Raw genomic sequence first — 26,904 nt, forward strand, 5'->3', positions numbered from 1 at the left:
CAACCGATTGGTCAGTCTTATTTGACCTCATCCATGGTGATTAGATTATTAAGAATCGCATAAACAGTCAAACCTGAAACCGACTTAATCCCCAGTTTCTGGGTGATATTTTTTCGATGCGTCACAACCGTATGAATACTAATAAAAAGTTGGTCGGCAATTTCTTTATTGGTCAGTCCCAAGGCAATATGCTTTAAGATATTCTTTTCGCGTGCACTAATCGGCTCATCAGATTTTTCAACTTTCTTATTTCTTTCCAAATCCTTTTTCACACCTTCCAAACAATCAAGTATCTTGCTTTGTGTATCCTCATAATGTAAAAAAGCATCCTCATCGAATTTTCCCTCATCTTTATTTTTGTTGGAAATAATCACAAGCTTACACGCTTTTAATTTGGCACACCCATTCTTAATCAATTCATAATTCCCATCAAAAAGATCGGGGTTTAGAATAAGCATATTGGGTTTAAGGGTGTTTAGGCTTTCAAACAGGCCTTCCGCTTTATCCATCTTATGAATGACATGATTATCTCCCAGACTCTGAAGAACCGCACATAAACCTTTCTGAATCAGATATGAAGTTTCTGCAACAACAATTGTAATATTATTCATAGCTCTGGTTTAAATCAATTCTGTAACAGCTTTTTCCATCGAAATCATCTTTGGAACCAAAACTTTATCCTCAATTCGGGAATGGTAATTCAGGTCCTGCTCTAACATAAAAAGCAACTGGATAATCTTATGATAAAGATTTGTATTTCTGGGAGGAGTCAGATATTTTATCATGATGGTTTTTAAATCCATCAACTTTTCTTCCACATCATCATGTCCTTCCTGATAAATTGAAATTGAGAAAGATTCAAAAATTTTTCTATTCAAATCAGAAACAATACCCGACGTACAAATCTCCTCAACGGCCAAAACATATGGAAATACCACATCCTCCTCGTGCAAAATATGCTCAGTTAATTCATTCTTATAACCTTCGAAAAAATTCCGAATAAGAAGAATATACTTTTCATCTTCAGCTTCGGCATGCTGCAAAGATTCTATCAAACCTTCAATTTCAGTAAGCTTCTCATTCAAATAACTTGAGTGAGTCATTTTTAAATAAGCAACAATATCTTTTGAGGGGATGGTTTGTAATTCTTCTTTAGGAAAATAGTCTTTATCGTGATACGTGTTAACCAATTGCAAAAAGAAATTAAGATCAACATCCGTTTCTTCACAAATCTCTTTCACGCTTTTATCTCCGAAACCCAGGTTAATTCCAAAACGATAAATCACGGGAATCAACATGTAATTCATTTGAATGACATCCGCCATTTTCATATCCTTAGTAATTCGCATATGATGATTTTTAATTGTTTGATAATTTAAATTACACATTATTCTGTAGATAACAAGACGAGAGCCCAAAAACAGACTATAAAGTCTGAATAGAGCTCTCGAGTATAAATTGAAAAACTGAAATCGGATGAAATATTAACACTAAAAAAGAAATATTATGGCAAAAGTTTTCTTGATCTTCATCTGATTTCAGCTTTCTTGGCTTTGTTTTGTTATGACAAAAATAGCCTCAGAGAGATGATACCACAATACCAATATGTTGGTATTTATAAAAGTTGAAGCATAAAAAAAAACGTGTGCTTATTCTGATCAGGGAATAAACACACGTTGTATTGTATTATTGATAAGAGGATATCCCCTCTGTCTCAATTTATTTCTTTCTTACAAAAATCTGAATGGGTACACCTGTGAAATCCCAATTATCACGAATCTGATTCTCTAGATAACGTCTGTACGAATCTTTAATATACTGAGGTAAGTTACAGTAAAATGCAAAGCTTGGTGCAAAAGTTGGTAATTGAGAAACATATTTAATTTGAATAAATTTCCCTTTTACTGCTGGTGGTCTAAAGTTTTCAATAGCCTTAAGCATCACCTTATTCAATTCAGAAGTTTTGATCTTACGAACACGATTTTCGTAAACCATAATAGCAGATTCTAAAACTTTAATCAAACGAACTTTCTCAACTGCTGACGTAAAGACAATAGGCACATCGTTGAAAGGTGCCAAACGCTTACGAATCTCCGCTTCAAACTCTTTCATGGTATTGGTTTCTTTGGTTAAAAGATCCCATTTATTTACCATAACAACACACCCCTTACGATTCTTAATAATCAAGTCGTAAATGGCTAAATCCTGAGCCTCAACCCCACGAGTTGCATCCAAAATCAATACACAAACATCCGCACTTTCAATCGTACGAATCGATCGCATCACTGAATAGAACTCCAGATCTTCGTTTACCTTTGGTTTTTTACGAACACCAGCCGTATCTACCATGATAAAGTCATGCCCAAACCCTTGGAAACGTGTATGAATTGAATCACGTGTTGTCCCTGCAATATCGGTTACAATATTTCGATCAACACCCAATAATGCATTAACTGTTGACGATTTACCAACATTAGGACGACCCACAAAAGCAATACGAGGCAGATCCATATCATCTTCTTCAGGCTTCTCGATAAAATCAGCAACTACAGCGTCAAGCATATCACCCGTTCCCGATCCGTTTACCGATGAAATTGGATAAATGACCTCACCTATTCCCAAAGAATAAAATTCATTGGCAGCAAAAATCAAATCGCTGTTATCAGCCTTATTGGCTACAACGTAAACTTTTTTCTTGGTGCGACGCAAAATCTTAGCGACAGCCTCATCGAAATCTGTGATACCGTGCTGAACATCCAATACAAATAAAATGGCATCAGATTCATCAATTGCCAACATCACCTGCTTACGAATCTCGTCTTCAAAAACGTCATCCGAATTCACTGAGAATCCACCCGTGTCGATTAATGAAAACTCCGTTCCATTCCAATCAGCCTTACCGTAATTTCTGTCACGAGTTACACCCGCTGTTTCATTCACAATCGCCTTACGTGTTCCTGTCAGACGATTAAATAGTGTAGATTTTCCAACATTAGGACGACCTACAATTGCAACTATATTGCCCATTTCTTAATTATTTTTCATTCTTGATACCACAGAGGGTTCAAGAATTTTTATTCAAATTTATTTGAGCGAATACGTCGTCTCTCATAGACTGTTCAATCACTCATCTCCTAAAAAGGATACTTATATTTTATTCTCTTACTGTTGGTAACCAAAGCCCTTAAGCTGAGAATCTTTACTTCTCCAGTCTTTTGCAACCTTCACATAGAGTTGTAAGAAAACTTTTTTTCCAAAAAATGCTTCTATATCTTTTCGGGCATCAGTACCCACTTTTTTCAAAGCAGCTCCTTTATGACCAATGATAATCCCTTTCTGCGAAGTTCTCTCCACATTTATAACGGCCATAATCCTTATGATTTTTGGCTCTTCCTTATATTCCTCAACTTCAACCTCAACGCTATAAGGCACCTCCTTGTCGTAATTTATCAAGACCTTCTCTCGAATAATTTCTGTTACGAAGAAACGTGCTGGCAAATCGGTCACCTCATCCTTTGCAAAATAAGGAGGTCCTTCAGGAAGCAATTCAAGAATACGGTTGAATAGATTTTCTACATTGAAATTTTCCTTGGCAGACATAGGGAAAATTTCTGCCTGAGGAATTTTCTCTTTCCAACGATCGTACAGCTTAAGCAGTTTAGCCTGATCAGTCAGGTCAATTTTATTCAGAATCAACAAAACAGGAACAGTTGCACCTTGAACTTTTTTCAAAAACTCTTCATTTTTGTCGATCGTTTCAACCACATCAGTCACATACAGAATGATATCCGCATCAACCAAAGCTGAGGTTGAATACTTCATCATCGACTCCTGAAGCTTATAATTTGGTTTCAATACACCTGGTGTGTCTGAATATACAATCTGGAAATCATCTCCATTTACAATCCCTTTGATTCTGTGGCGAGTGGTTTGCGATTTCGAGGTAATAATCGAAATACGTTCACCAACCAAATTATTCATTAGGGTTGATTTACCAACATTGGGATTTCCAATGATATTTACAAAACCTGATTTATGAGGTACTTTTTCTGTCATATCGTGATTATGAGGTTTCGTTATTTTGAAATTTAGACTATTGCTTTTCATAAATAGCAATAAACCAAAATCTTACAGACAAAATCACGAAACATTTTGAATTTGCAAATATAAGCTATTTTGTTGGAATGAAAGAACAAGTCTTTGATTTAATTGTGTTTGACATACGCCCTTCATCAAATATAAATTTATTGAAAGATTTGAATATGAAAAAGCACCCCCGAACTTAATCGAGAGTGCTCGTATATTCTTTTATATTAAGACACAGACTAGCCTTATAAAAAGATATGCATTTTTTTTACAAAGGTGCAGTTTCAGAATTAAAAGTAAAAGTACCTGCATCAGTCACTTCACCTACAACAACCTCTACATTCTCCTTAGCAACTTCTACCAAACCGCTCTCAACAGTAGGGATAGCTACAACCTTATATGTATTCGCTTCTAAAGCGCGAATCAAAAACTCTCCTGCTTCATTTGGATAAGTTGAAATACTATCGGTTCCCACAATAGCATATACAGTACATTCCGTATCTAAAGGCTCAATAACACCTTTGATCGCACCTGTTTGCGCTTCCATTTTAGCTCTAATATCCGGCTTCAAGTTATATTTTCCGGAATTACCCGCTTTAACGATAGATTTAGCAGCATCAAAATCAAGAACTAACTTATAAGTTACACCTGCCTCAATTTGTGAATGGATTTTAATCTTAAGTCCACTCTGCATTGAAGATGGGGTATCCAAATCCAACTCTTCACCATTTAATCCAAGCTTATTATTTGCTCCTAAAACCAATCTCACCTCTTGTAATTGTCCCTCTGGCAATTCAATCTCTCCAAGTAAAGCTTCTTCTCCATTGGTCAATTTCAATAAATCATAGACTTTCGTCTCAACATTTTCAAGTGACTGCCATTCTCCCGTATTAACCTTAACATCAAGAACATCAATCAAAACAGACTCATAATCAGCTGGAGCATCAACAAGGCTCACTTTGATCTTAGCCATTTTACTACTATCATCATTATCGCAAGATGAAAGTATTAAACCTGCCATCAAGCAGTAGCCAACCATTCGAAATAGTTTTCTCATATCCTTATATTTTTTTTTAAGTGTATATGAAGCAAGTATACAACATTCCTCTGTTTTTCACAAACTCAAAATACCCGCCAAAACAAACATAATCAAGGTGTTACAAACTACAATTCTTTTAATTATTACAATTATTCATAACACATGGATAGTACTAAAATCATGTCTATTAAGTCGATATAAAACATGTATTCATCATTTCATTTTTTTATCGTATAACTTATTCCGCCTCAAACTCAAGACTTAATAAACATAAGTGCAGGTTGAGATTTTTAAATTTTATTTGTTTTATTTACGCAAGTCATAAATTAACGCTCATTAACGGCAAAAAAAGCTACTTTTATCAAAACGCTATCTGGTTTCTTTCAAAATAACATCTGTCGAAAAACAAAAAAAGCACCCTCGAACTTAATCGAGAGTGCTCCTATTGTATAGCAATTTCTGAAGCTTACTTCTTCATCAATTCTGCATAGTGCTTGTAAAACAAAGGAATGGTATTAATCCCGTTAAAAAATTGTTCCAATGGGAAGTTCTCGTTTGGAGAGTGAATTGCATCAGCCTCAAGACCGAATCCCATCAATACAGATTTAATACCTAAAATCTCTTCGAAACTAGAGATAATTGGAATAGATCCTCCAGAACGAACAGGAACTGGACGCTTACCATAAACCTCAGTGTAAGCCTTATCAGCTGCTTGATAAGCAGGAATATCAATCGGACAAACATAGCCTTGACCACCATGAAGAGGTGTCACCTCAACTTTTACACAGTCGGGTGCAATTGCTTCAAAATGATCTTTGAAAAGAACAGAGATCTTTTCCCAATCCTGATTAGGAACCAAACGTGTAGAGATCTTAGCATAAGCTTTTGAAGGTAATACTGTTTTAGCACCTTCGCCAATGTATCCACCCCAAATACCACAAACATCAAATGATGGACGAATACCTGTGTGCTCAGAAGGTGTATACCCCTTTTCGCCAGCCAATTCTTTCACATCAATTGCTTTCTTATATTCTTCTACATCAAATGGCGCTTCAGCCATCATAGCACGCTCTTCTTTTGATACTTCAATCACATCATCGTAGAATCCAGGAATTGTAATATGTCCATTCTCATCTACCATTTCAGTAATCATTTTAGCCAATACATTGATTGGATTTGCAACAGCGCCACCAAACAATCCTGAGTGAAGATCGCGGTTAGGACCGGTTACTTCAACTTCCCAATACATCAAACCACGAAGTCCTGTAGTAATAGATGGCTTATCAGGAGCAATCATCCCAGTATCAGAAACCAAAATGATATCAGCTTTCAACATTTCCTTATGCTCTTCGCAAAATTTAGGAAGGTTAGGAGAACCCACTTCTTCTTCACCTTCAATCATGAACTTTACGTTACAAGGTAAAGTGTTCGTCTTAACCATGTATTCGAAAGCTTTAGCATGCATAAAAGCCTGTCCTTTATCATCGTCAGCACCACGTGCCCAAATTTTTCCGTCTTTAATTACTGGCTCGAAAGGATCAGTATCCCATAATTCGATAGGATCGACCGGCATCACATCCATATGTCCGTAAACCAAAACGGTTGGTAGAGCAGGATCAATCATCTTCTCTCCATAAGTCACCGGATTTCCTTCAGTTTCGAAGATTTCCGCCTTATCAGCACCAGCATCTAACATTAGCTGCTTCCAGTATTCTGCAGCCTTGTACATTTCCGGTTTGTTAGCTTCAATCGAGCTAATCGATGGAATGCGAATCAAACCAAATAATTCATCAAGAAATCTATCTTTATTCTCGTCAATATAGCCTTTAATGTTGTCCATGTAATATGTGTTTAAATTGAGTTTAAATTTTAGAGTGGTAAATATACAAATCCCATTTTCAATTAACAATCAGGATCTAAGTTTTAACAACGACTATAGTGCATTTAATTCAGCACAATTGAAAAGGCGAAATCGCAAAAAAACAAAATAGCCGTAAACCGGATATTAATCCAATTTACGGCTATTCATTAATATTTACGAATCAGTCCGTTTAAACAAAAAAATTATCGTCTTATCTGATAGATTTCTTCCAGATTTTCGGCTGCATATTCCAACTCTTTATACCAGTCTTCACCATACTTACGAATCAATGGTTCTTTAAGGAATTTATAAACAGGTGTTCCCATCTTAAATCCAAGCTCTCGGGCTGGTGCACAAATATTCCATTTGTTGTAATTTACGGCATCAAACTCCGGGTATTTCTGAATTCGGATAGGGTAAAGCGAACACGAAATTGGCTTACGATAGCTGATTTTGCCATCCAAAAAAGCTTTTTCGATACCACACAAAGCTAATCCATTTTCAAAAACGGTGTAAACACATTCTTTATCATTGATAATAGGTGTTACCAAATCGCCGTCCGCATCAATTACCGAAGTGCCTTGTTTCTCAATTTCTTCTATCCCTTTTTCAGTCAGGTATTCCTTAATATCAGGGTATATTTCATCAAGAATAGCTTTTTCATCCTCATCTAAAGGTGCACCTGAATCTCCCTCAACACAGCATGCCCCTTTGCATTTACCAAAATCGCAAATAAATTTCTTCTCAATCACATCGAGGCTTACTATGGCATTTCCTATCTGTAACACGTTATTATATTTTAAAATTTAAGATTCAAATTCTTAGATGAGTCATTCATTTTAACAATCACACATACTAAAGGAAGAATCCGTACTATCGGCAAAGATAATACGGATTCTTATATTATTATAAAGATCTGGATTTTTAGATATAAAGCCTGAGACTGATTTTGAGATATACAGATTCTCAGGCCTCACATCTAAGATCTTAAAATTATTTTACGATCAAGGACTTACCTGTCATTTCAACTGGCTGTTCAAGTCCCATAATATCAATAATAGTTGGAGCTACATCAGCCAAAATACCATCATTCAATCCCTTAGGATTTTCAGTCACCCAGATACAAGGAACCGGATTAAGTGAATGAGCTGTATTAGGAGATCCATCAGGGTTTACTGCAAAATCAGCATTCCCATGATCGGCAATAATAATGACATCGTATCCGTTTGCCTTAGCAGCTTCTACAACCTGCTTAGCACAGGCATCAACAGCTTGAACCGCTTTTGAAATTGCTTCGTAAACGCCGGTATGTCCTACCATATCGCCATTAGCAAAATTCAAACACACAAAGTCAGCCGACTGTGCATTTAATTCTGCAGTAATCTTATTAGCCACCTCAGGAGCAGACATTTCCGGTTGTAAATCGTAAGTCGCAACCTTTGGTGAAGCCGTTAACAAACGAGTTTCACCTTCGAATTCAGCTTCACGACCACCAGAGAAAAAGAACGTTACGTGAGCAAATTTCTCGGTTTCTGCAATACGTATCTGTTTTTTACCAGCCTTAGATACAACTTCACCTAGAGTATTCTGTACATTCTCTTTGTCGTAAATAACATTTACGCCTTTAAAATTAGAATTGTAGCAAGTCATTGTGTACCATTCAACATTCATGGTATGCATACCAAACTCCGCTTTGTTCTCTTGAGAGAAAACTGTTGTCATCTGACGCAAACGGTCGGTACGGTAATTGAAACAAATCACCACATCGCCCTCTTCGATTGTTGTCAAAGGCTTACCCTCTGCATCAACAGCTACAATTGGCTTAATGAATTCATCGGTTACACCTTCTGCATAAGAAGCCTCAACAGCAGCAAGCATATCGTTAGCAGGTTGCCCTTCAGCCTTGGTGTATAAATCGTAAGCTAACTTGATTCTTTCCCAGTTATTATCACGATCCATACCGTAATAACGACCAACTAATGAAGCCAATTTTGCAGAACCTTCAATCTCACCAATAAAATCTTTTACAAATTCTAATCCCGATTTTGGGTCTGTATCACGACCATCAGTCAAACCATGTACAAAAACATCTTCTAAACCAAAAGCCTTAGCCGCTTTACAAACAGCAACAGCATGTGAACTTAAAGAATGTACACCACCATCACCTAACAAACCGATTAGATGAAGTTTCGTATTATTTTTCTTTGCAGTAGCAAACGCTTTTACCAACTGCTCGTTATCTTTGAGTGTATTGTTTTTTACAGCAAGATTAATCTTCACCAAATCTTGATATACAACACGTCCGGCACCAATATTTAGGTGACCCACTTCTGAGTTCCCCATTTGACCTTCAGGCAAACCCACAAAATTTCCTGCAGCCTGCAACTGAGAGTTTGGATACTGTGCTAACAAACTATCAATATATGGTGTTTCTACTGTTGAAATAACATCCGAGTTGGATTTATCCCCTATTCCCCATCCGTCAAGGATCATCAATAAAGCTTTCTTATTATCAGCCATTTGTCGTATTTTGATTATTCTGTATTTGTATATTCGTCTTGCAAAACTACCTTAATAATCTCAATAATAAAAGAACTTACTGTCCTGAATACCTTTATTTTACACCGAAAACGTTTGCTTAAATAAAATAAATACAAGCTTGTGAATATGACGGGTTAAAATCAACTCGTATTATTCATTTCTGCTCCAAACCCATTTTTTTTCATTTTTTAAGAATCAACTTGGTGAAGACAAGACTCTGTCAAAATATCTATTCACGCAACAATCTTCTGCATAGAAATGCTAACTTTAATGCCCAATAATAATTTCTAACTCAAAATTCCCCATATGTTTAAATTCAATAAAAGCTGGCTACTCGTACTGATATTCCTTTTCACTTTTACGGCATGCAAAAAAGATGATAATGACAATAACAGCAAAGACAAAACAATTGTTGAAGTTATAGATGATATTATGGGCGAATGGTATTTATGGAACGATGACATTCCCAAACTAGATGTCAGCAACTACAGTGATTTTAATACCTATTTCGAAGATCTTTTGGTACCTCAAGACAGGTGGAGTTTCATCGCAAACCTTGATATTCTTTTAGCTTATTTTTCAAGTGGAACCTATACCGGTTATGGTTTCGACCTTAAATTTGAAGAAGGTCAGGATGTACCTCGGGTAAGCCTAGTCTACGATGAATCAGATCTCTATACTGAAGGAATAACCCGTTCCTGGAAATTGATTGAGATCAATGATCAAGCAACCAATCAAATGACTGAAGATCAAATCATGCAGCTGCTTTCCAATGATAATGCAGACCTCGTTTTCGAAAACAATTCAGGCGAACAAAAAACTTTGAGTCTATCGAAAAAAGAGATGAATCAGAACACGGTAATTAAAAGAACCATGATTCCTGATCAGAGTAAAAAGGTGGCTTACCTTGTATTCGACAGCTTTTTGGATAGTTCAGAAGCCGAATTAAACGAAGCTTTCGAGTATTTTAAAACAGAAGGTGCTGAAGAATTGGTTCTCGATCTGCGTTATAATGGAGGGGGAAGTACCGATATTGCCAATCAACTTGCCGCACTTATAACAGGAAATACGCATCAAGGTGAAGTCTTTTCAAAATACATTTTCAATGAGTCTAAAAGTTCGGTAAATTCTTCTGAGCCATTTTCAGATCAAACTTCAGCTTACGGTTTTAATCGAATCTTTGTGATCACCACTTCAGGTACCGCATCAGCCAGTGAACTGGTTATTAATTCACTTAAACCCTACTTAGGACCTGAAAACATCATCTTGGTAGGAACCAAAACACATGGAAAGCCCGTTGGCATGCGAGTTTTTGAAGTACCTGAATTCAACCTGGCGGTTCTACCTATCACCTTCCATGTTACGGATAAAGATGATCAGGGGGACTACTTTGGAGGGATTCCTGTTGATTACGAAATTGAAGATGATATCACTCATGATTGGGGTGATGTTGATGAAACAAACCTAAAAGCGGCATTAAATTACATCAACAACAGTACATTCCCTGCAGTGACTGCCAGAGCTAAAACGGGGCATAAACGTGAATTTATACGTAAAGGCCTAGACGAATTGATCAGTGCATTCTAATAAATACAATCCAATTTCTACAATAGAATTAAGAGGTAGCCCTTCAGGCTACCTCTTTTATTTTGTTGTATAACAAGTACCATAGGAACAAAAAAGCCCTACCTTTGCACTCCAATATTATCATTTCGAATATAATAAGATTCATTTCGATGGAAACTAAAAAGTTAACACAATTCAGTCCGGGAGCCGGTTGTGGATGTAAAATATCGCCAAAAGATTTAGAAGTTATCTTAAAATCGAGTGCGCCTCATATAAAAGATCCAAACCTATTGGTTGGTAACGATAGTAAGGATGATGCTGCCGTTTTCGATTTAGGGAATGGGACAGCTATCATTAGCACCACCGATTTTTTTACACCAATTGTTGATGACCCATACGATTTTGGTCGAATTGCAGCAACCAATGCCATTAGCGATGTGTACGCCATGGGCGGCAAACCGATTATGGCTCTTGCGATTTTAGCCTGGCCTTTGGATAAATTGCCAACCGAACTGGCTCAACAAGTCATTGAAGGCGCACGTGATGTTTGTGCTGATGCCGGTATCCAGTTGGCGGGTGGTCACTCTATCGATATTTCTGATCCTGTTTTTGGACTATCGGTAAATGGTATTGTCTCAACCAATAGGGTTAAGCAAAATAACACAGCAACCCCAAACTGCAGTCTTTTCTTAACAAAACCACTTGGAATAGGTGTATTTACCACGGCTGAGAAAAAGAAACTGATTGCTCACGAGAACAATCAAATCGTTGTTGATTTAATGTGCAGCCTAAATAAAGTTGGACAAGTTTTCGGAGAACTGGACTATGTGAAATCGATGACTGATGTAACCGGTTTTGGTCTATTGGGTCACCTGGGTGAAATCTGTGAAGGTTCAAACGTTAATGCCACAATCAACTTCAAAGATGTTCCGAAAATGGAAGGTGTAGAGGCACTGATTGAACAAGGATCAACTCCTGGTGGAACACGTAGAAACTGGGCTTCATATGGCCATTTAGTTGGTGAAATTACTGAATTGCAAAAATCACTATTGTGCGATCCTCAAACCAGTGGCGGTTTACTTGTCGCTGTTGAAAATGAGCATATCGATGCATTTAAAGAAATCGCGAAAGCAGAAGGTTTCATTTTAGAATCAATTGGAGAGCTTTCTGAGCGCAAAAATGATACTGAAGCCTACATCAATATAAAATAAGCTAAAATCACATGAACAACTCCAATACTTTAGTCCAAATCAATAAAAATGGAATGGGGAACGGTAATGAGGAATTAGGTCAGATCTTAATTTCAAATTACTTGAAACTTTCCTTGACAAACGGGCAATTACCTAAAATCATCACATTTTATAATGCAGGTGTTCAATTAACCTGTACGGGTTCTCCTGTTCTCGATACATTAAGAGAAATGGAAAAAGCAGGCGTAAAAATGATTATCTGTAAAACCTGTCTGAACTTTTATAAACTAGAAAATAAGGTGGAAGTTGGTATACAAGGCACCATGCAGGATATTATCACTCTGCAAGCTGATGCTTCTAAAGTCATTAATCTTTAGAACCACAAACTCATTATAAATTAAGCCCATCTGATTGAATCAGATGGGCTTAATTTTTATCTAAATCTTAAATCTAATAATGAGTTAAGATATTAATCTCTTTTTGAGTTAAGAATCTAAACTTTCCTCGAGGTAAGTTTTTCTTAGTCAGTCCGGCAAAATAAACACGGTCTAGTTTCTCAACCTTAAACCCAAGGTGTTCGAAAATACGACGAACAATTCTATTTTTACCCGAGTGAATCTCGATACCCACTTGAGACTTATCCTTAGGATCAACATAGCTAAGCTCGTCAGGCTGAATAAAACCATCTTCCAGCTCCAAACCATCACTAATCTTAAGCAATTCATCTCTGGTAATGTTACGATCCAGATGAACGTGATAAATTTTCTTTCTCTCGTAGCTAGGATGCGTTAATTTCTTTGTCAAATTACCATCGTTGGTAAATAACAACACGCCTGTGGTATCTCTATCCAATCTTCCAACAGGATAAATACGCTCCTCACAAGCATCACCAATCAAATCCATTACGGTTTTTCTCCCCGTTGGATCATCCAGAGTTGTTACAAAATCCTTAGGCTTATTCATCAAAAGGTAAACCTTAGCCTCAGCCATCAAACGAACACCATCAAGACGAACATCATCATCCATGCTTACCTTGGTTCCCACTTCGGTAACTGTGATACCATTCACCATGATTTGTCCATCAGCAATCAGCTTATCGGCTTCACGACGAGAACACACCCCTGAATTCGCAATAAACTTATTCAAACGCATCATACCATCAGCCGGGCCATTCAAGCGATTATATTCAAGTTGTTTCTTTTTAGAATATTTACTCTTAACCTGAAATGCCTCTTCGCCCTCAACTCTGTCTTCAGACTTATCAAAAGTTCTTTCCTGACGGTTAGCTTTGTCCCGGTGTTGAAATCTCTTTCTATCCTTATAGCTTCTTTCAGTCCCCTTGTGTGTAAATTCTTCTGGCTCTTGTCGAACGACAGATTTTCCAACACGCAAACCAGAAGGACGTTTTTCCTCTCTTTGAGTTGTTGGTTTATTTTTACCTCTATAAGGTTTTTTATTTTTCTTATGTGTCGATTGAGGTCTTTCCGATGTTCTTGGTGATCTGTTTTCTCTGGCCTCACCAGAAACTGCACGAGCAGTTCTATCAGAATTTTTATTAGAAAACTCAGTCCCTTCACCATCTCTTCTATCAGATGAGTTTGAGGTTCTCTTGAATCTTGACTCAGAAGAACGAGGTTCATCATTTCTTTTAGAACGGAAAGACTGCTTTCCTCTTTGCTTATTTCCGTATTTCTTATCTTCCATTATTTTAACAACTTTTCGTTATTATTCAGCCTACAAAGTTATCAAATATCAGCAAATATCTACTCTATATCAGCGAAAAAGGAGAAACAAGGATAAAGTCGAAATAAGCTTAAAGAAAAAAAATAATCAATTCATACAAATTGTCCTTCTGGAAAGCATATCACAAAGGAGTGAAAAAAATAGAAAAGCAATAAAAACGATAATCTACTTACATTCTTATGTTTTCAATCTAATAGTTTATTATTTTTACATGATTTTCGAAAAAAATCCAGAGAAGGCAAAACACAAACGTCCTTCTCAATAAAAATTGTAATTCAAAAAAAATAAAATATGGCATTAATTAAATCGATTTCCGGTATTAGAGGTACCATTGGTGGACAGGTTGGCGATGGATTGAGTCCTCTGGACATTGTGAAATTTACTGCAGCCTATGGCACCTGGGCAATCAGACGTCACAAAGGTCAGCGTGTAAAAATTGTTGTGGGACGCGATGCGCGCATTTCGGGTGAAATGGTTGATCGGATTGTAGTCGGTACACTAATGGGATTAGGAATTGACGTCGTTGAAATTGGATTGGCAACAACTCCAACAACTGAAATTGCTGTTACCGGCGAGCAAGCTCATGGTGGAATTATCCTAACAGCAAGTCACAACCCAAAACAATGGAATGCCTTAAAATTGTTGAATGAAAAAGGAGAATTCCTAAACGACGAAGATGGAAAATTGGTTTTATCTATCGCCGATAACGAGGACTTTCAATTTGCTGATGTCGACGATTTAGGACAAGTGACTCACGTTAACGATTATAACGAAAGACACATTAAAGAAGTCCTTGACTTAAAATTGGTTGATGTTGAAGCCATCAAAAAAGCCAATTTCTCTGTTGCTATCGATGCAGTTAATTCGGTTGGTGGTGTTGTTCTTCCACAACTTTTAAAAGCCTTAGGTGTTGAAAATGTGATTGAATTGTATTGCGAACCTAATGGTCAATTCCCTCACAATCCTGAGCCACTACCTGAGCATTTAACTGCTATCGCAGATGTCATGAAATCGGGTAAAGCTGATGTGGGTTTTGTAGTCGATCCTGATGTAGACCGTCTGGCAATGATTTGCGAAGATGGCAGTATGTTTGGTGAAGAGTACACATTGGTTGCTGTAGCCGATTACGTATTGGCTAACACGCCTGGTAACACCGTATCCAATATGTCATCGACTCGTGCTTTAGCTGATGTAACGAATGCTCATAATGGCGAATACACAGCTTCTGCTGTAGGTGAAGTGAATGTCGTGACTGAAATGAAAGCTAAGAATGCCATTATTGGTGGCGAAGGTAACGGTGGTATCATCTATCCTGAGTCTCACTACGGACGTGATGCGCTAGTTGGAATTGCTCTTTTCTTAACTCATTTGGCTAAGAAAGGGAAGAAAGTTTCTGAGCTTCGTGCGGAGTACCCAAGCTATTTCATTTCAAAGAATAAAATTCAATTGACTCCTGAAATCGACGTAGATGCGGTTTTAGTAGCCATGAAAGAAAAATACAAAAACGAAAAGGTAAACGATATTGATGGCGTGAAAATCGATTTCGCTGAAGAGTGGGTTCACCTTCGTAAATCGAATACAGAACCTATCATTCGTATCTACTCTGAAAGTAAAGATGAAGCAAAAGCGAGTGCTTTAGCTGAGAAAATCATCTCTGAAATTAAGGAAGTGATTGCCTAGCTAAGTAAGAGATATTTTTATTTTAGAAAGCAGCTGCAAGTTAACTTGCAGCTGCTTTCTAAGTTTAGGGTCGAAACATTCATCCTTCATTCTGGCTAATCTAAATTTACAAACTCAATCTTGCCTGAATTAAAATTGGGGACACATAATCTCTTTTTATCCTTTATAATAAAAATATCAGCAGGCCCATCATGCCCTTCTGAAATTAAGACCGGGGGATTCTTAAATGATGAATCAAATCGATAAACCGCATTACTACCCCACGAAGACACATAAATATTCCCCGCATCATCACCTGCCAAACCATCCAAATTGCTGAGTTCGGTGGTCACCAAATCGCTTAAGGTCGAATCTGAAAGGTTAAATGATTGAATTTTGGCATTATTCCCCCAATTACAAATGAGAATAGAATTCCTTTCCAAATCATACAATAATCCGTTGGGATTCTTAAGATTACTAACCAGGCTTGAATATTTGCCTGTCTTAAGTGATATCTGAAATATAACTCCAGTACTGGTATCAGAAACATAAAGATTTCCCCTATTATCCGTCGTCACATCGTTCATAAATACAGCACCTTCTATCGCGACATTAAAAACGCGACTGCCATCGGACAGTAAAAAGCCCTGCACCGAAGTATTGTTAACAGATACAAGGGTGTCGCCCACAATCAATAAACCTTTGGGAGCATTTAAACCAGATGTTACAAAATTGGTCAGCTCATTATCTGAATTCAATTGTACAATGGTATTCCCCCCTTTATTCGAGATAAAATACCGATCAGCTGCCTGATCGTAGATAATACTTTCAGGATTATTATACGATTGCGACATGGAGATGCCACTTACCAAAAGGAGTAAACTAAAAATAACAAAATGTTTAATCATAATCATTTTTCTAATTGGGTTTGGTTAGTTAACATTAATAAGAGTATCAAAGCTGGATTTACCCTATCCATTTCTATCAATTTAATAATCGTATAAATATATAATGAAGCAAAAGAAGTCCTTAACCTGTTAGAAAGAAAGTCGCATTAAACATATACTTACCCTTATTAACAGCCAAAGCATCTCCTGCCCACCTTTGTTTCAATACGAAATAACAATCCTATATCAACAAGCTCACTTACAATCTGTATTCCTAATTCTTTCCCGTTCATATCACACTTTGATGAACAAGAGTGGCGGTCTATTATCGTCCGAAACACACTTATGCTTTATACTAATTAGCTTGTAATTGCCAGCTGTACAGAACAAAAAAGAGGTGGCGGAAAATTGTAACGAGATGGCGGAATGCCTCAACGGAGTGGCGGAAAATTGTAACGGGATGGCGGAACATCTCAACGGAGCGGCGGAAGATAGCAACGGGACGACGGAATACTTCAGCGGGATGGCGGAAACTTGCAACGGAGTGAAGGAATAAATCAACCAAGGAACGGAAAATCACAACAGAATAGAGCGGTTATTCAACGGAGTGGTGGAAGATTGTAACGGGATGGCGGAACATCTCAACGGAGCGGCAGAAGATTGTAACGGGATAACGAAATACATTAACCAAGTGGCGATGCCAACTAAAGCTTTAACTGGAAAGTACAAAACCTGATACCGCCTGATTAAAATATCAATCGCACTTGAAAGTTGAATTTATTATCCAGATAAGACAATTTACGGTCAAACTGAATAAACGATTCACAACAAACGGATTCCATAAAACAATCCAAATAAATACGGGTAAAAACATATGTACCTATTCGTTACTTGATACTTCTGCCTATTTCCATAAGAATATTATGTATTTGTTTTTCATGCAAAATTACAAACGATTTAAATTTGACGATACAGCCCCTGTTGTCGTTTCAATTTCAAGGCCTTAGACTCTTTTTCCAAAACAAGTCAAAAAGCATTTTTTTTACTTGGATTTTTATTTACTTTTGGCGCAAATGAAGTTCTAAACAAAACTCAATTCTAGTGCTTGGATGCAAGTCATCGTTTAAGACGTTCTTAAACATTGAAAAGCGATCTGACTGCTATAAAAAACACATAACAAATGCCACAAATTTCGGATAAAGGACGCTTGATGCCAGAATCGCCAATTCGTAAATTGGTTCCTTATGCAGAAGCCGCAAGAGCTGCAGGTCGAACTGTATACCCTTTGAACATTGGTCAGCCAGACATTAAAACCCCAGAGGTTGCAATGGAAGCCATTAGAAATTGTACTGAAAAAGTGATTGAGTATTCTCATTCAGCAGGTAATATTTCTTATCGCAAGAAATTGGCTAAGTATTACCAGAACATCGGAATTAATGTTGACGAAAACGAGATGTTGATTACAACAGGTGGTTCTGAAGCAATTACATTCGCGATGATGTCGTGTATGAACCCAGGTGATGAAATTATCATTCCTGAGCCATTCTATGCGAACTACAACGGTTTTGCTATTGCTGCTGGTGTTGTGGTTAAGCCAATCACTTCGAGCATCGAAAACGATTTTGCTTTACCTTCAATCGAGGAGTTTGAAAAAATAATGACGCCTAAAACTAAAGGTATCGTTATTTGTAACCCTAATAATCCTACAGGATACCTTTACTCTAAAGAAGAATTAAATCAGTTACGCGAGCTTGTTCTTAAGCACGATTTGTATTTATTCTCTGATGAAGTATATCGTGAGTTCTGTTACGATGGAGAAGAGCATTTTTCAGCGATGAACCTTGAAGGCTTGGAGCAAAATGTTGTTCTTATGGATTCAGTATCGAAACGTTACAGCGAATGTGGTGTACGTATTGGAGCTTTAATCACTAAAAATAAAGACATTATCAGCACTGCAATGAAATTTGCTCAAGCGCGTTTATGTCCTCCAGCTTTTGGTCAAATTGCTGCTGAAGCATCTCTTGATACACCAGCTGAATATTTCACCGAAGTTTATAACGAATACATCGATCGTCGAAACTTTACGGTTGAAGCCCTAAATAATATGGAGGGTGTGTATTGCCCTACTCCTAAAGGTGCTTTCTATACAGTTGTAAAACTTCCGATTGATGATGCGGATAAGTTTGCTCAGTGGATTCTTGAAGACTTTGAATACAAAAACCAAACAGTAATGGTTGCGCCTGCTACAGGATTCTATGCAACGCCAGGTTTAGGTAAAAACGAAGTTCGTATTGCTTATGTTCTTAAAAAAGAAGATTTAGCAAACGCAATGGAAACTTTAGCTGAAGCGCTTAAGGTTTACCCGGGAAGAACGATCTAAAAGAATATAGATTCAAAAGTAAAGGCTGTTCTTTTGGAACAGCCTTTACTTTTATATCAAATCACAGGCATCAGCAGGCATCCAATGCTTGTCCTTCCCATCCCATTTCACATTACATCCTATTGGATTTGTCAATGGTACAGAAATTGGTTTTCCTGCCAGATACTCATCAATTGCTCTTTCCAAATCTCTAACCTGAACTTTTGAAGTGTCTTTAGGATTATCAACAGCACGCCCTGTATAAATCAACTTTCTCCCTTCATCAAAAAGAAAAAAATGCGGAGTTCTTAAAGCACCGTAGGCCTTGGCGATCTCCTGGCTTTCGTCATACAAATAAACCCAGGGGAAATCATACTCATCCATCCGATCAACCATATGATCATAATCGTCCTCCACATAAGTATTAGCTGAGTTAGAATTGATCGCCACAAATTCAACCCCATGCGGAATGTATTTATCTGCTATTGCACGCGTATCTTCATCGGAACCAATCACGTATGGACAATGATTACATGTGAAAAAAACAACAAGCAATTTCGATGATTTAAAATCAGAAAGCTTGTATGAAATCCCGTCAGTTGCAGGTAGTTTAAAATCTGGTGCTTTATCAGACAATTGTAAAGTAAAAGCCATTTTCAATAAGTTTAGAATAAATAAGATTCAAGTTAAATATTATTTTTAAGGATTCTAAATTATAAACCTCAAATTTAAATAGCCTTCCGATATTTTTATTCGTTTTCAGGATAAAGCAAATACTTCTTTCTGATCAATTTAAATTGATCAAGATTTTCCCGCCAGCTTTTTCGGATCTGATTTTCAGATTCTCCCTGAATAATCTGTTGACGTAAAAGTTTCGTTCCAGCCAATTTCTCAAAAAAAGGATTAAAGAATTCAGTTGAATCTTTCAATTCTGAATAAGCTTTCAAAAGAAATGATAAATCAAGCTGCTTTTTCAATCGGAAAGAATCAATATTAATCGACCTTAAATCTTCACCACGACAAATTTGACCTTTAAACTTTGGATTTCTACTCGCACCAGAAATACTTCTGGGTTTAAACTCAAAATTAGCCTCTCTCATTTTCGGGTGCCCATAAATTTGGAAAGGAAAATCTGTACCCCTTCCTGCACTCACAACGGTTCCTTCAAAAAAGCAAAGCGAAGGATAAAGCTGAATAGATTGATAATTCGGCAAATTAGGCGATGGCTTTACCGACAATTCATATCTCGAATTTCTGCTCCAATTTTCACAGGGAATAACAGTCAATTGGCATTGAATTCCATTTTTCAACCACTTTTCTCCATTAATCATCAGGGCATATTCCCCTATGGTCATTCCGTAAACAATCGGAACAGGATGCAAGCCAACAAACGATTTGCAATCTGATTCGAGAACAGGACCGTCGATATAATGCGCATTCGGATTAGGTCGGTCTAAAACCAATAAAGAAATTTTATTCTCAGTACAAGCCTCCATCATATAATGCAAGGTGGATAGATAGGTATAAAATCGAACTCCAACATCCTGCAGATCGAATACAACCATATCGACATCTTTGAAATCATCCGGGTAAGGTTTCTTGTGTTTGCCATACAACGATACAATAGGTAGATTTGTTTTCGGATCGATACCGTCCTTTACTTTCTCACCTGCGTCAGCATTCCCTCTAAAGCCATGTTCGGGGCTAAAAATTTTAGTCAAATTCATTTTTTTTGACAAAAGGAAATCCACCAAATGATCACTTCCCACCAGGGAAGCTTGATTCGCAACAAGCGCAATCTTTTTATCTTTCAATATTGGCTGATAAACAGAAAAACGTTCAGCTGCTGGCTTTACTTTGCCAGGTTTATTCTGTGAGCAGGCCGTCTGTAAAATCAAAAAACATAAAATAAATGTTAAGAGTTTAGCATTGTTTCGTAGCATTCTTCTAATTTTAGATTTAGTAAGTGTGAAATTACTATTTTTGTATCTAACACAATTAGCAATTGAATTATTATTAACACTTAAGGGTAGTTGATTTGCAAAATAATCTCAGATAAAAAATATCGATTTGAATTTAGAACTACACATAGCCAGAAAAATCACCTACCAGAATAAATCTGACCGCCAGATCTCTCGTCCTATCATCAGCATTGCAACTCTTGGAATTGCTTTGGGTTTATCTGTTATGATTCTTGCGGTTGCCATTGTCACAGGGTTTAAGGCTGGGATTACCGAAAAACTGACAGGTTTTGGCTCTCACATTCAGATCAGCAATTACGACAACAATAGCTCCTTTGAAACTTATCCTATCGATAAGAATCTTATCCCAATTGATCGATTAACACAAATTGAAGGCATTAAACACATACAAACTTATGCCACAAAGCCTGGAATAATAAAAACTGAAAACGAAATTCAAGGAGTTGTTCTCAGCGGAGCTTCACAAAATTACGATTGGGCATTTTTTAAAGATAAGCTCGTTGAAGGAGAGATTATCAATATACTTCCTTCAGTTAAAAGCAACGATATCCTTATCTCAGAAAAACTGACTAATTTACTTCACTTAAAATTAGGGGACAAGCTCACCTTATACTTTGTACAGCAACCTGTTCGTATGCGTCGTTTCACAATCAAGGGCATCTACAACTCCGGAATGGACGAGTTCGATAAACTCTTCGTGATTTGTGACATGCGTCATATTCAAAAACTAAATAACTGGACAAACAATCAGGTGAGTGGTATTGAAATCACGTTGGATGATTTTAAAAATCTAGACGAAACAAAAGAGCTTATTAGAGACAATGTCGCAGGTATATTTACTGATGATGGGTCGACATTCAAAGTCAGAAGTATCAAACAAAATCACCCTCAAATTTTTAACTGGCTTGAAATGCTCGATCTGAATGTTTGGATTATTCTGGCCTTAATGATTCTGGTTGCAGGCTTCAATATGATTTCGGGCTTACTCATTATCATTCTTGAGAAAACCAATATGATCGGGATTCTAAAAGCTCTGGGTACTGACAATTGGTCGGTTCGGAAAATCTTTTTGTATCAGTCAGCCATGATTATTGGAAAGGGGATGATTCTGGGCAATCTTATTGGAATAGGAGTTTGCTTGATTCAATATCACTTCCAACTTATTAGTCTCGATCCGGTAAACTATTATCTGGATACAGTGCCAATAAACCTTGATATCCTTCACCTTCTTCTTTTAAATATTGGAACACTTATTGCCACCGTTAGCATGCTAATTGTTCCTTCGTATTGGATCACCCGAATTACACCAAGTAAAGCAATAAAATTTGACTAAATTAAAATTCAACTGTTGAATTCTTTAATCAATATCAAGTTATAGCCTTATAAATTATTCCTTACCAACAGAAGATTGAATTGAGCTTTTCAGTATATTTAATGGTTGTTTAAAAATACCTTTAGATATGATACATCCCAATTCAATAAATAATATATATCAGTTTGTAGAAGATTTCATAAACGAATTGAAGCAAGGTTTACCTGGAAGTAACGCTCAACAGAAAATGGCCCCTTCCATACGTAATCATTCCAATAAAAAGAACGATCCCAACTTAGCAAGAGACAGTAGTGTTCTTATTCTTTTCTATCAGAAAGGTGATAGGCTATACTTTCCACTTATAAAACGAAGCAGTGGAAATCACAATCATAGCGGGCAAATTAGTTTACCTGGGGGCAAATATGAGCTTAATGATCAAAATTTGATTAATACTGCCATTAGAGAAACTGAAGAAGAACTCGGTCTTTATGGAGATAAAATACATATTATAGGGCCCATAACCGGACTTTATATCCCCATTAGTAATTTCCAGGTTCAGCCCATAGTTGGCTATTACGAGGGAATACCTGAATTCAAAGCCGACAATTTTGAAGTCCATCAAATAATTGAAACCGATATTCAGGAATTATTTAGAGCCGAAAATAAGCACGAAGAAATAATTCATAAAAATGGCTTTGAAATTAGAGCCCCTTTCTATGAAGTAAAAGGGCATAAGCTATGGGGGGCAACCGCCATGATTATTTCAGAACTCGAAGAATTACTCAAGCGAGCTAATCTCATCGAGTGATACTGTATTCTTATAATGTTCGTAGATCGATAAGATATTATTCACATACTTGTATGGCTCTTCGCCACGACAATATCCATATCTCACAACCGGATCTTTATAGAATTCCGGTTTTGATTTATTCAGAAGATAATACGCAACACTACCTTTCCATAAATCCGGATCCTGACCATTTTTCTTCGCTAATCGTCTGGCATCAAGAATATGTCCCAAGCCAACATTATAAGCAGCCAGCATAAATTTTAATTTATCCTTTTTGTCAATTAGAATTTTATCCAGTCGACGACTTAAATATTTCAAATGTTTCACACCTGCCTCTAAATTCTCTTCTGGTTTTGAATCTTCATCCACATCATAACGAAAAGCCGTTTCAGGCATCAGTTGCATTAAACCAAAGGCTCCAACCCAAGACCTGGCATTCGGATTAAAATGAGACTCCTGAGAAATTAAAGCAGACAACAATCTCCAATCCCAGTCAATCAATTTCGAATTCTTTTTAATGAGTCCGTCATATTTCGAAATCTTACCCGATTTTAGGGTGAAATATTCACTATTGTGACGCGTCTCTATGCGTGAGCTTAAGAAATATTTCCGGTAAATTTGATTGTATTTTGCACTCCCTTTAAAGTCCTTTAGCCATTGATTAATTGCTTCCGTCAATTCATCACTTCCCTTTCTGAGTGCCCAAGCCATATCCTGAGGAAAACTAACCTCGGTAGCAATATCAATATTAGGGTAATAATTTGTATTTACAATAGCCACATTCTGATCGGCAATCGTATAATCAATCTCCCCATTAGCAACCATTTCAATCAATTGTTCGACTTCAATATTTTCCATTTTCTCAATATGGATCGAACGACCAATCTCATTGGATAAATTATTCAATCTTTCCACATAAGCTGAAGCTTGTTGAACGTGAATCAACTTATCTCCTAGTTCAAGTTGATTTCGAACAATCGGTAGAGAATCATTCACACTGGCTTTACGCTGGATTAAAACTTGTTTGGATTGACTATGAGGCAGAGTAAAGTTAAATCTGTCTTTTCTGTCTTGAGTGATGGACAGGTTCATACCGATTAGATCAATATCTCCATTTTCCAGGTTGGAAAAGGCCGACGAAAGATCATTTTCAACATTTAATTCTAGTTTTACATCCAGGTGTTCAGCAAGTTCTTTCAATAATTCATACTGAAATCCCATTGCCCGACCTTTATAAATGAAATAGTTTGTCGAATTATAATCAGTGCTCACTCTTAATTTCCCACGAAGTTTAATATGCTTAAGTCCAAGCACAGTCTTATCTGGCTGACGTAATCGTATCGTTTTTCGATTTTGATTACATGTCTGCAAGAAGATCATGAGTATCAGAGGAATGATTAATTTTATATATTTAAATTTAAACATATGAATTTTCTTACCGTTATTTAAATTAAAAAAAAACGGGTACCTAACCAAAAAACGACATGTTCATTGGTCAAAATATTATGATATTTCTAATCGTAGAAAGTCCATCGCAATCCATATTTAAGCATTCCTGGATTGATTGGATAATGAAGAGAGCTGAAGTAGTTTTGACTACCCATTTTAGCATTTAAGTGTTCGTACATGATGAATATACGTGTTCGCTTAATTCTAAAATTGAAATACAGATCAACTTTAGGATAATCACCTAGTTCTCGCTCTTTTTGCAAGAAAAATTGTCCTGTTGATGGCATGTAGTTCGGAACGTTAAAAGAAGTATTGTAATAAACAGAAAAACCTGCTTGTATGTCTAAGGCACCATTAAAAAAAGTGTTTGAATAATAATTATTACTGTAGACAGAAAGATCCGGTAAAGGCAGTATATCTTCGTTAGAACTCTTCTGTCCAACAATTTTCTGACTTAATGTAAACTTTCCTAATCTAAAATCTTTCTCAAGATAAGCCGTTGCAACCTGTACAGACTTACCTGCCTGAGAAACCAATGTATCGTATCCAAAATAGGTGTAATTCTCAATATTATTAATTTGTCCACCTATCTTAAATCCATATTTCTTTATTTGATATTCTAATCCCAGAGATAATTCATTGCTTTTATCCAGGTTTAAAGACCATTGCTGATGATTTCCATAATATTGGGTCATTAAATAATCAGGTCTCTTAGATTTAATCTGAGACGTGATTTTTAGTTGATGTCTGTTAGTCGTATCGCCGAATTGAAGAACCATATCCCCATCAAGTTGATAGTCGTTTTGATTGTATCCTTCAACAACGTAGTTACCCGAAAATTTCCAATTCCAATTTTCTCCCGTCTGGCGAAAAATACTGGCCATCAATTGAGTATTGTGAATATTCTTATCTTTTTGAGAATATTGGTTTTCACCAACAGGCAGACGAAGATTATAAGTGGAAAACTGACTCAGTAAACCTAAACGTGCTCCAAAACTCAATTTCTTATTCTGATTCTCGTTAAAAATCAGATGAAACCCATTCGTAAGCATTTTAAGTGATGTCTCGTCGGCACTTGTACTGTTGTTCAGATATGTATTTGTAAAGAAATCTTGATTAACTGCTGCCTCCTTAAACTTTCGGTTGTCAGATTCAAAATTCAATTCATGAACAACTTTAACAGGATAAATCTGGCTCGTATCAACTCCTACAACAAGCTCCTTAGCGGCTCCCAAGTTGTAATATTGATTAGCGACAAAATTAAAGTTAGCCAGCTTATTCTTCGTTTCAGACAAATTGATGCGAACATTTTCCGGATCAATAACAGTATCCGTTATTTGTTTATCATCACTAACACCACCATTTTCGTTTACCTCAACCTTATTCTGATTCAACACAAAATGAACACCATATCGGCCCTTTTCGTAATTTGAGAATAAATTAAAATCGTAAAGTTTTGTTTTCTGGTTTTGGTATTGTCCTTCGCTTGAAATCAGATTAAAACTAATTCCAACATTCCAAAATGGATTAATATTCTGAGTATGTAAAACCCGAAGTTTATTCTCCGCCTTATCCTTTGATCCGGCAGTTTCATAAAAGAAACTTGTGAAAGGTGTCGTTGTATTAAAGAATAAAATTTCATTGGGCATATTCATATAAGCCTCGAAAGGATTAAAAAACATGAAGGATTCGTCTCGAACACGATCAATAAAAATATTACTCTGATAAGGCGACCCTAGATTTCCTAAATAGGAGTTAGCGATACTTCTTTGATAAATTGGATTGAAGTTATGAATATTCCCCAATAGAGTATCCACATGAAGAATGGATTTACGAGTTCCATAGTCAGATAATCGCCAAGTATTGATGTGGGATTCAACACTATTATAGCCAAGACTATCCATCTCACTTTTCTCACCATCGCGCTTTACTCCATCAGGTCTCAAACCACGTTCTCCTTTGTTTCCTAACTTAAGAGAATTGATTTTAGATTGTGCTGCTAAAGACGAACTTAAGCATAGAGTAAATATGATTAATATGAAAATTTGTTTCATAGCTTGCAAATATAAGGAAAGTGTCAGTAAGAAAATTACTTTTTAACAATTTATCGGTTAAAAAACATTAATACTTGACGAAAAGATGTATAAAACAGATCAATAAAAAGACACCTACACAGCTACTAATCAGATTTTTAGTCATAAATCATATTTAACATTCAAAATAGAAAAACTCAAATAAAAAAGCAATATCTAATCAATGAAAAAATAGGGATAGAATTGCCAATAGAAAATTTATTATTTTACATTCTGTCCGGAATTCACAACAAAAATGTCCATCAGAGATTAGGGCATAAAAAAAGCGTCTTACTCCATGAGGAATAAGACGCTTAAAGGTTGGCATCGACCTACTCTCCCACCTTTCGGCAGTACCATCGGCGCTA

General features: G+C 36.6%; 21 protein-coding genes. 7 read left to right on the plus strand and 14 right to left on the minus strand.

Annotated elements, in window-relative coordinates; all coding sequences use genetic code 11:
• Positions 1-17: 17 nt before the first annotated feature.
• The 8 genes from EV201_RS16130 to gpmI all read right to left on the minus strand — a co-directional run bounded on the left by EV201_RS16130 (position 18) and on the right by gpmI (position 9,506).
• The gene (locus tag EV201_RS16130; protein WP_130308678.1) at positions 18-611 is read right to left on the minus strand and encodes a response regulator transcription factor; all 594 of its coding nucleotides are present in this window, start codon (positions 609-611) and stop codon (positions 18-20) included.
• A gap of 9 nt (positions 612-620) precedes the next feature.
• Complete coding sequence (locus EV201_RS16135; protein WP_130308679.1) at positions 621-1,349, minus strand: hypothetical protein; 729 nt, start codon at positions 1,347-1,349, stop codon at positions 621-623.
• 370 nt (positions 1,350-1,719) lie between these two features.
• Positions 1,720-3,027 carry a ribosome biogenesis GTPase Der gene (gene der, locus EV201_RS16140; protein WP_130308680.1) on the minus strand — a complete coding sequence of 436 codons (1,308 nt, stop codon included), beginning with the start codon at positions 3,025-3,027 and terminating at the stop codon, positions 1,720-1,722.
• A 135-nt stretch (positions 3,028-3,162) separates the two neighbouring features.
• Positions 3,163-4,056 carry a GTPase Era gene (gene era / locus EV201_RS16145; RefSeq protein WP_130308681.1) on the minus strand — a complete coding sequence of 298 codons (894 nt, stop codon included), beginning with the start codon at positions 4,054-4,056 and terminating at the stop codon, positions 3,163-3,165.
• A 298-nt stretch (positions 4,057-4,354) separates the two neighbouring features.
• A complete protein-coding gene (locus EV201_RS16150) occupies positions 4,355-5,143 on the minus strand; it encodes a DUF4382 domain-containing protein (RefSeq protein ID WP_130308682.1) in 789 nt (262 codons plus the stop codon).
• A 448-nt stretch (positions 5,144-5,591) separates the two neighbouring features.
• Positions 5,592-6,965 carry a dipeptidase gene (locus tag EV201_RS16155; protein WP_130308683.1) on the minus strand — a complete coding sequence of 458 codons (1,374 nt, stop codon included), beginning with the start codon at positions 6,963-6,965 and terminating at the stop codon, positions 5,592-5,594.
• A 224-nt stretch (positions 6,966-7,189) separates the two neighbouring features.
• Positions 7,190-7,774, minus strand: a complete 585-nt coding sequence (locus tag EV201_RS16160) for a DUF3109 family protein (protein ID WP_130308684.1) — start codon at positions 7,772-7,774, stop codon at positions 7,190-7,192.
• Between the two features lie 205 nt (positions 7,775-7,979).
• On the minus strand, positions 7,980-9,506 hold the full coding sequence (gene gpmI / locus EV201_RS16165) for a 2,3-bisphosphoglycerate-independent phosphoglycerate mutase (protein ID WP_130308685.1): 1,527 nt from the start codon (positions 9,504-9,506) through the stop codon (positions 7,980-7,982).
• 327 nt (positions 9,507-9,833) lie between these two features.
• On the opposite strand from gpmI, the gene EV201_RS16170 reads away from it, so the two are divergent.
• From EV201_RS16170 to EV201_RS16180, 3 genes are all read left to right on the plus strand, one after another.
• On the plus strand, positions 9,834-11,114 hold the full coding sequence (locus EV201_RS16170; protein WP_130308686.1) for a S41 family peptidase: 1,281 nt from the start codon (positions 9,834-9,836) through the stop codon (positions 11,112-11,114).
• A gap of 149 nt (positions 11,115-11,263) precedes the next feature.
• Positions 11,264-12,304 (plus strand): selenide, water dikinase SelD, encoded by a 1,041-nt coding sequence (selD, locus tag EV201_RS16175; protein ID WP_130308687.1) that lies wholly within the window; start codon positions 11,264-11,266, stop codon positions 12,302-12,304.
• Between the two features lie 11 nt (positions 12,305-12,315).
• The gene (locus EV201_RS16180; RefSeq protein ID WP_130308688.1) at positions 12,316-12,660 is read left to right on the plus strand and encodes a DsrE family protein; all 345 of its coding nucleotides are present in this window, start codon (positions 12,316-12,318) and stop codon (positions 12,658-12,660) included.
• A gap of 73 nt (positions 12,661-12,733) precedes the next feature.
• Here EV201_RS16180 and EV201_RS16590 read toward each other — a convergent pair whose 3' ends face one another.
• Positions 12,734-13,987 carry a pseudouridine synthase gene (locus tag EV201_RS16590; RefSeq protein WP_130308689.1) on the minus strand — a complete coding sequence of 418 codons (1,254 nt, stop codon included), beginning with the start codon at positions 13,985-13,987 and terminating at the stop codon, positions 12,734-12,736.
• A gap of 330 nt (positions 13,988-14,317) precedes the next feature.
• On the opposite strand from EV201_RS16590, the gene glmM reads away from it, so the two are divergent.
• Positions 14,318-15,706: a phosphoglucosamine mutase gene (gene glmM, locus EV201_RS16190; RefSeq protein WP_130308690.1), complete on the plus strand. Its 1,389-nt coding sequence runs from the start codon at positions 14,318-14,320 to the stop codon at positions 15,704-15,706.
• 95 nt (positions 15,707-15,801) lie between these two features.
• Here glmM and EV201_RS16195 read toward each other — a convergent pair whose 3' ends face one another.
• Positions 15,802-16,593, minus strand: a complete 792-nt coding sequence (locus EV201_RS16195) for an SMP-30/gluconolactonase/LRE family protein (protein WP_165389689.1) — start codon at positions 16,591-16,593, stop codon at positions 15,802-15,804.
• Positions 16,594-17,752: 1,159 nt separating this feature from the next.
• Here EV201_RS16195 and EV201_RS16200 point away from each other — a divergent pair.
• Positions 17,753-18,952, plus strand: a complete 1,200-nt coding sequence (locus EV201_RS16200; RefSeq protein WP_130308692.1) for a pyridoxal phosphate-dependent aminotransferase — start codon at positions 17,753-17,755, stop codon at positions 18,950-18,952.
• 51 nt (positions 18,953-19,003) lie between these two features.
• Here EV201_RS16200 and EV201_RS16205 read toward each other — a convergent pair whose 3' ends face one another.
• The gene (locus tag EV201_RS16205; protein WP_130308693.1) at positions 19,004-19,585 is read right to left on the minus strand and encodes a thioredoxin family protein; all 582 of its coding nucleotides are present in this window, start codon (positions 19,583-19,585) and stop codon (positions 19,004-19,006) included.
• A gap of 95 nt (positions 19,586-19,680) precedes the next feature.
• Entirely contained in the window at positions 19,681-20,874 is a 1,194-nt protein-coding gene (locus tag EV201_RS16210) for an exo-beta-N-acetylmuramidase NamZ family protein (RefSeq protein ID WP_130308694.1), read from the minus strand.
• A gap of 127 nt (positions 20,875-21,001) precedes the next feature.
• Here EV201_RS16210 and EV201_RS16215 point away from each other — a divergent pair, with 127 nt between their 5' ends.
• Together EV201_RS16215 and EV201_RS16220 are read left to right on the plus strand one after the other, a co-directional pair.
• Positions 21,002-22,246, plus strand: coding sequence for an ABC transporter permease (locus tag EV201_RS16215; RefSeq protein WP_130308695.1), 1,245 nt, complete (start codon positions 21,002-21,004; stop codon positions 22,244-22,246).
• 127 nt (positions 22,247-22,373) lie between these two features.
• The gene (locus tag EV201_RS16220; protein ID WP_130308696.1) at positions 22,374-23,033 is read left to right on the plus strand and encodes an NUDIX hydrolase; all 660 of its coding nucleotides are present in this window, start codon (positions 22,374-22,376) and stop codon (positions 23,031-23,033) included.
• Here EV201_RS16220 and EV201_RS16225 read toward each other — a convergent pair.
• On the minus strand, positions 23,004-24,440 hold the full coding sequence (locus EV201_RS16225) for an MltF family protein (RefSeq protein WP_130308697.1): 1,437 nt from the start codon (positions 24,438-24,440) through the stop codon (positions 23,004-23,006). The genes EV201_RS16220 and EV201_RS16225 overlap by 30 nt on opposite strands.
• An 89-nt stretch (positions 24,441-24,529) precedes the next feature.
• Positions 24,530-26,518 (minus strand): putative porin, encoded by a 1,989-nt coding sequence (locus EV201_RS16230; protein ID WP_130308698.1) that lies wholly within the window; start codon positions 26,516-26,518, stop codon positions 24,530-24,532.
• Positions 26,519-26,904 lie beyond the last annotated feature (386 nt).

It is taken from the genome of Ancylomarina subtilis, assembly GCF_004217115.1.
GTDB classification, from domain to species: Bacteria; Bacteroidota; Bacteroidia; order Bacteroidales; family Marinifilaceae; genus Ancylomarina; species Ancylomarina subtilis.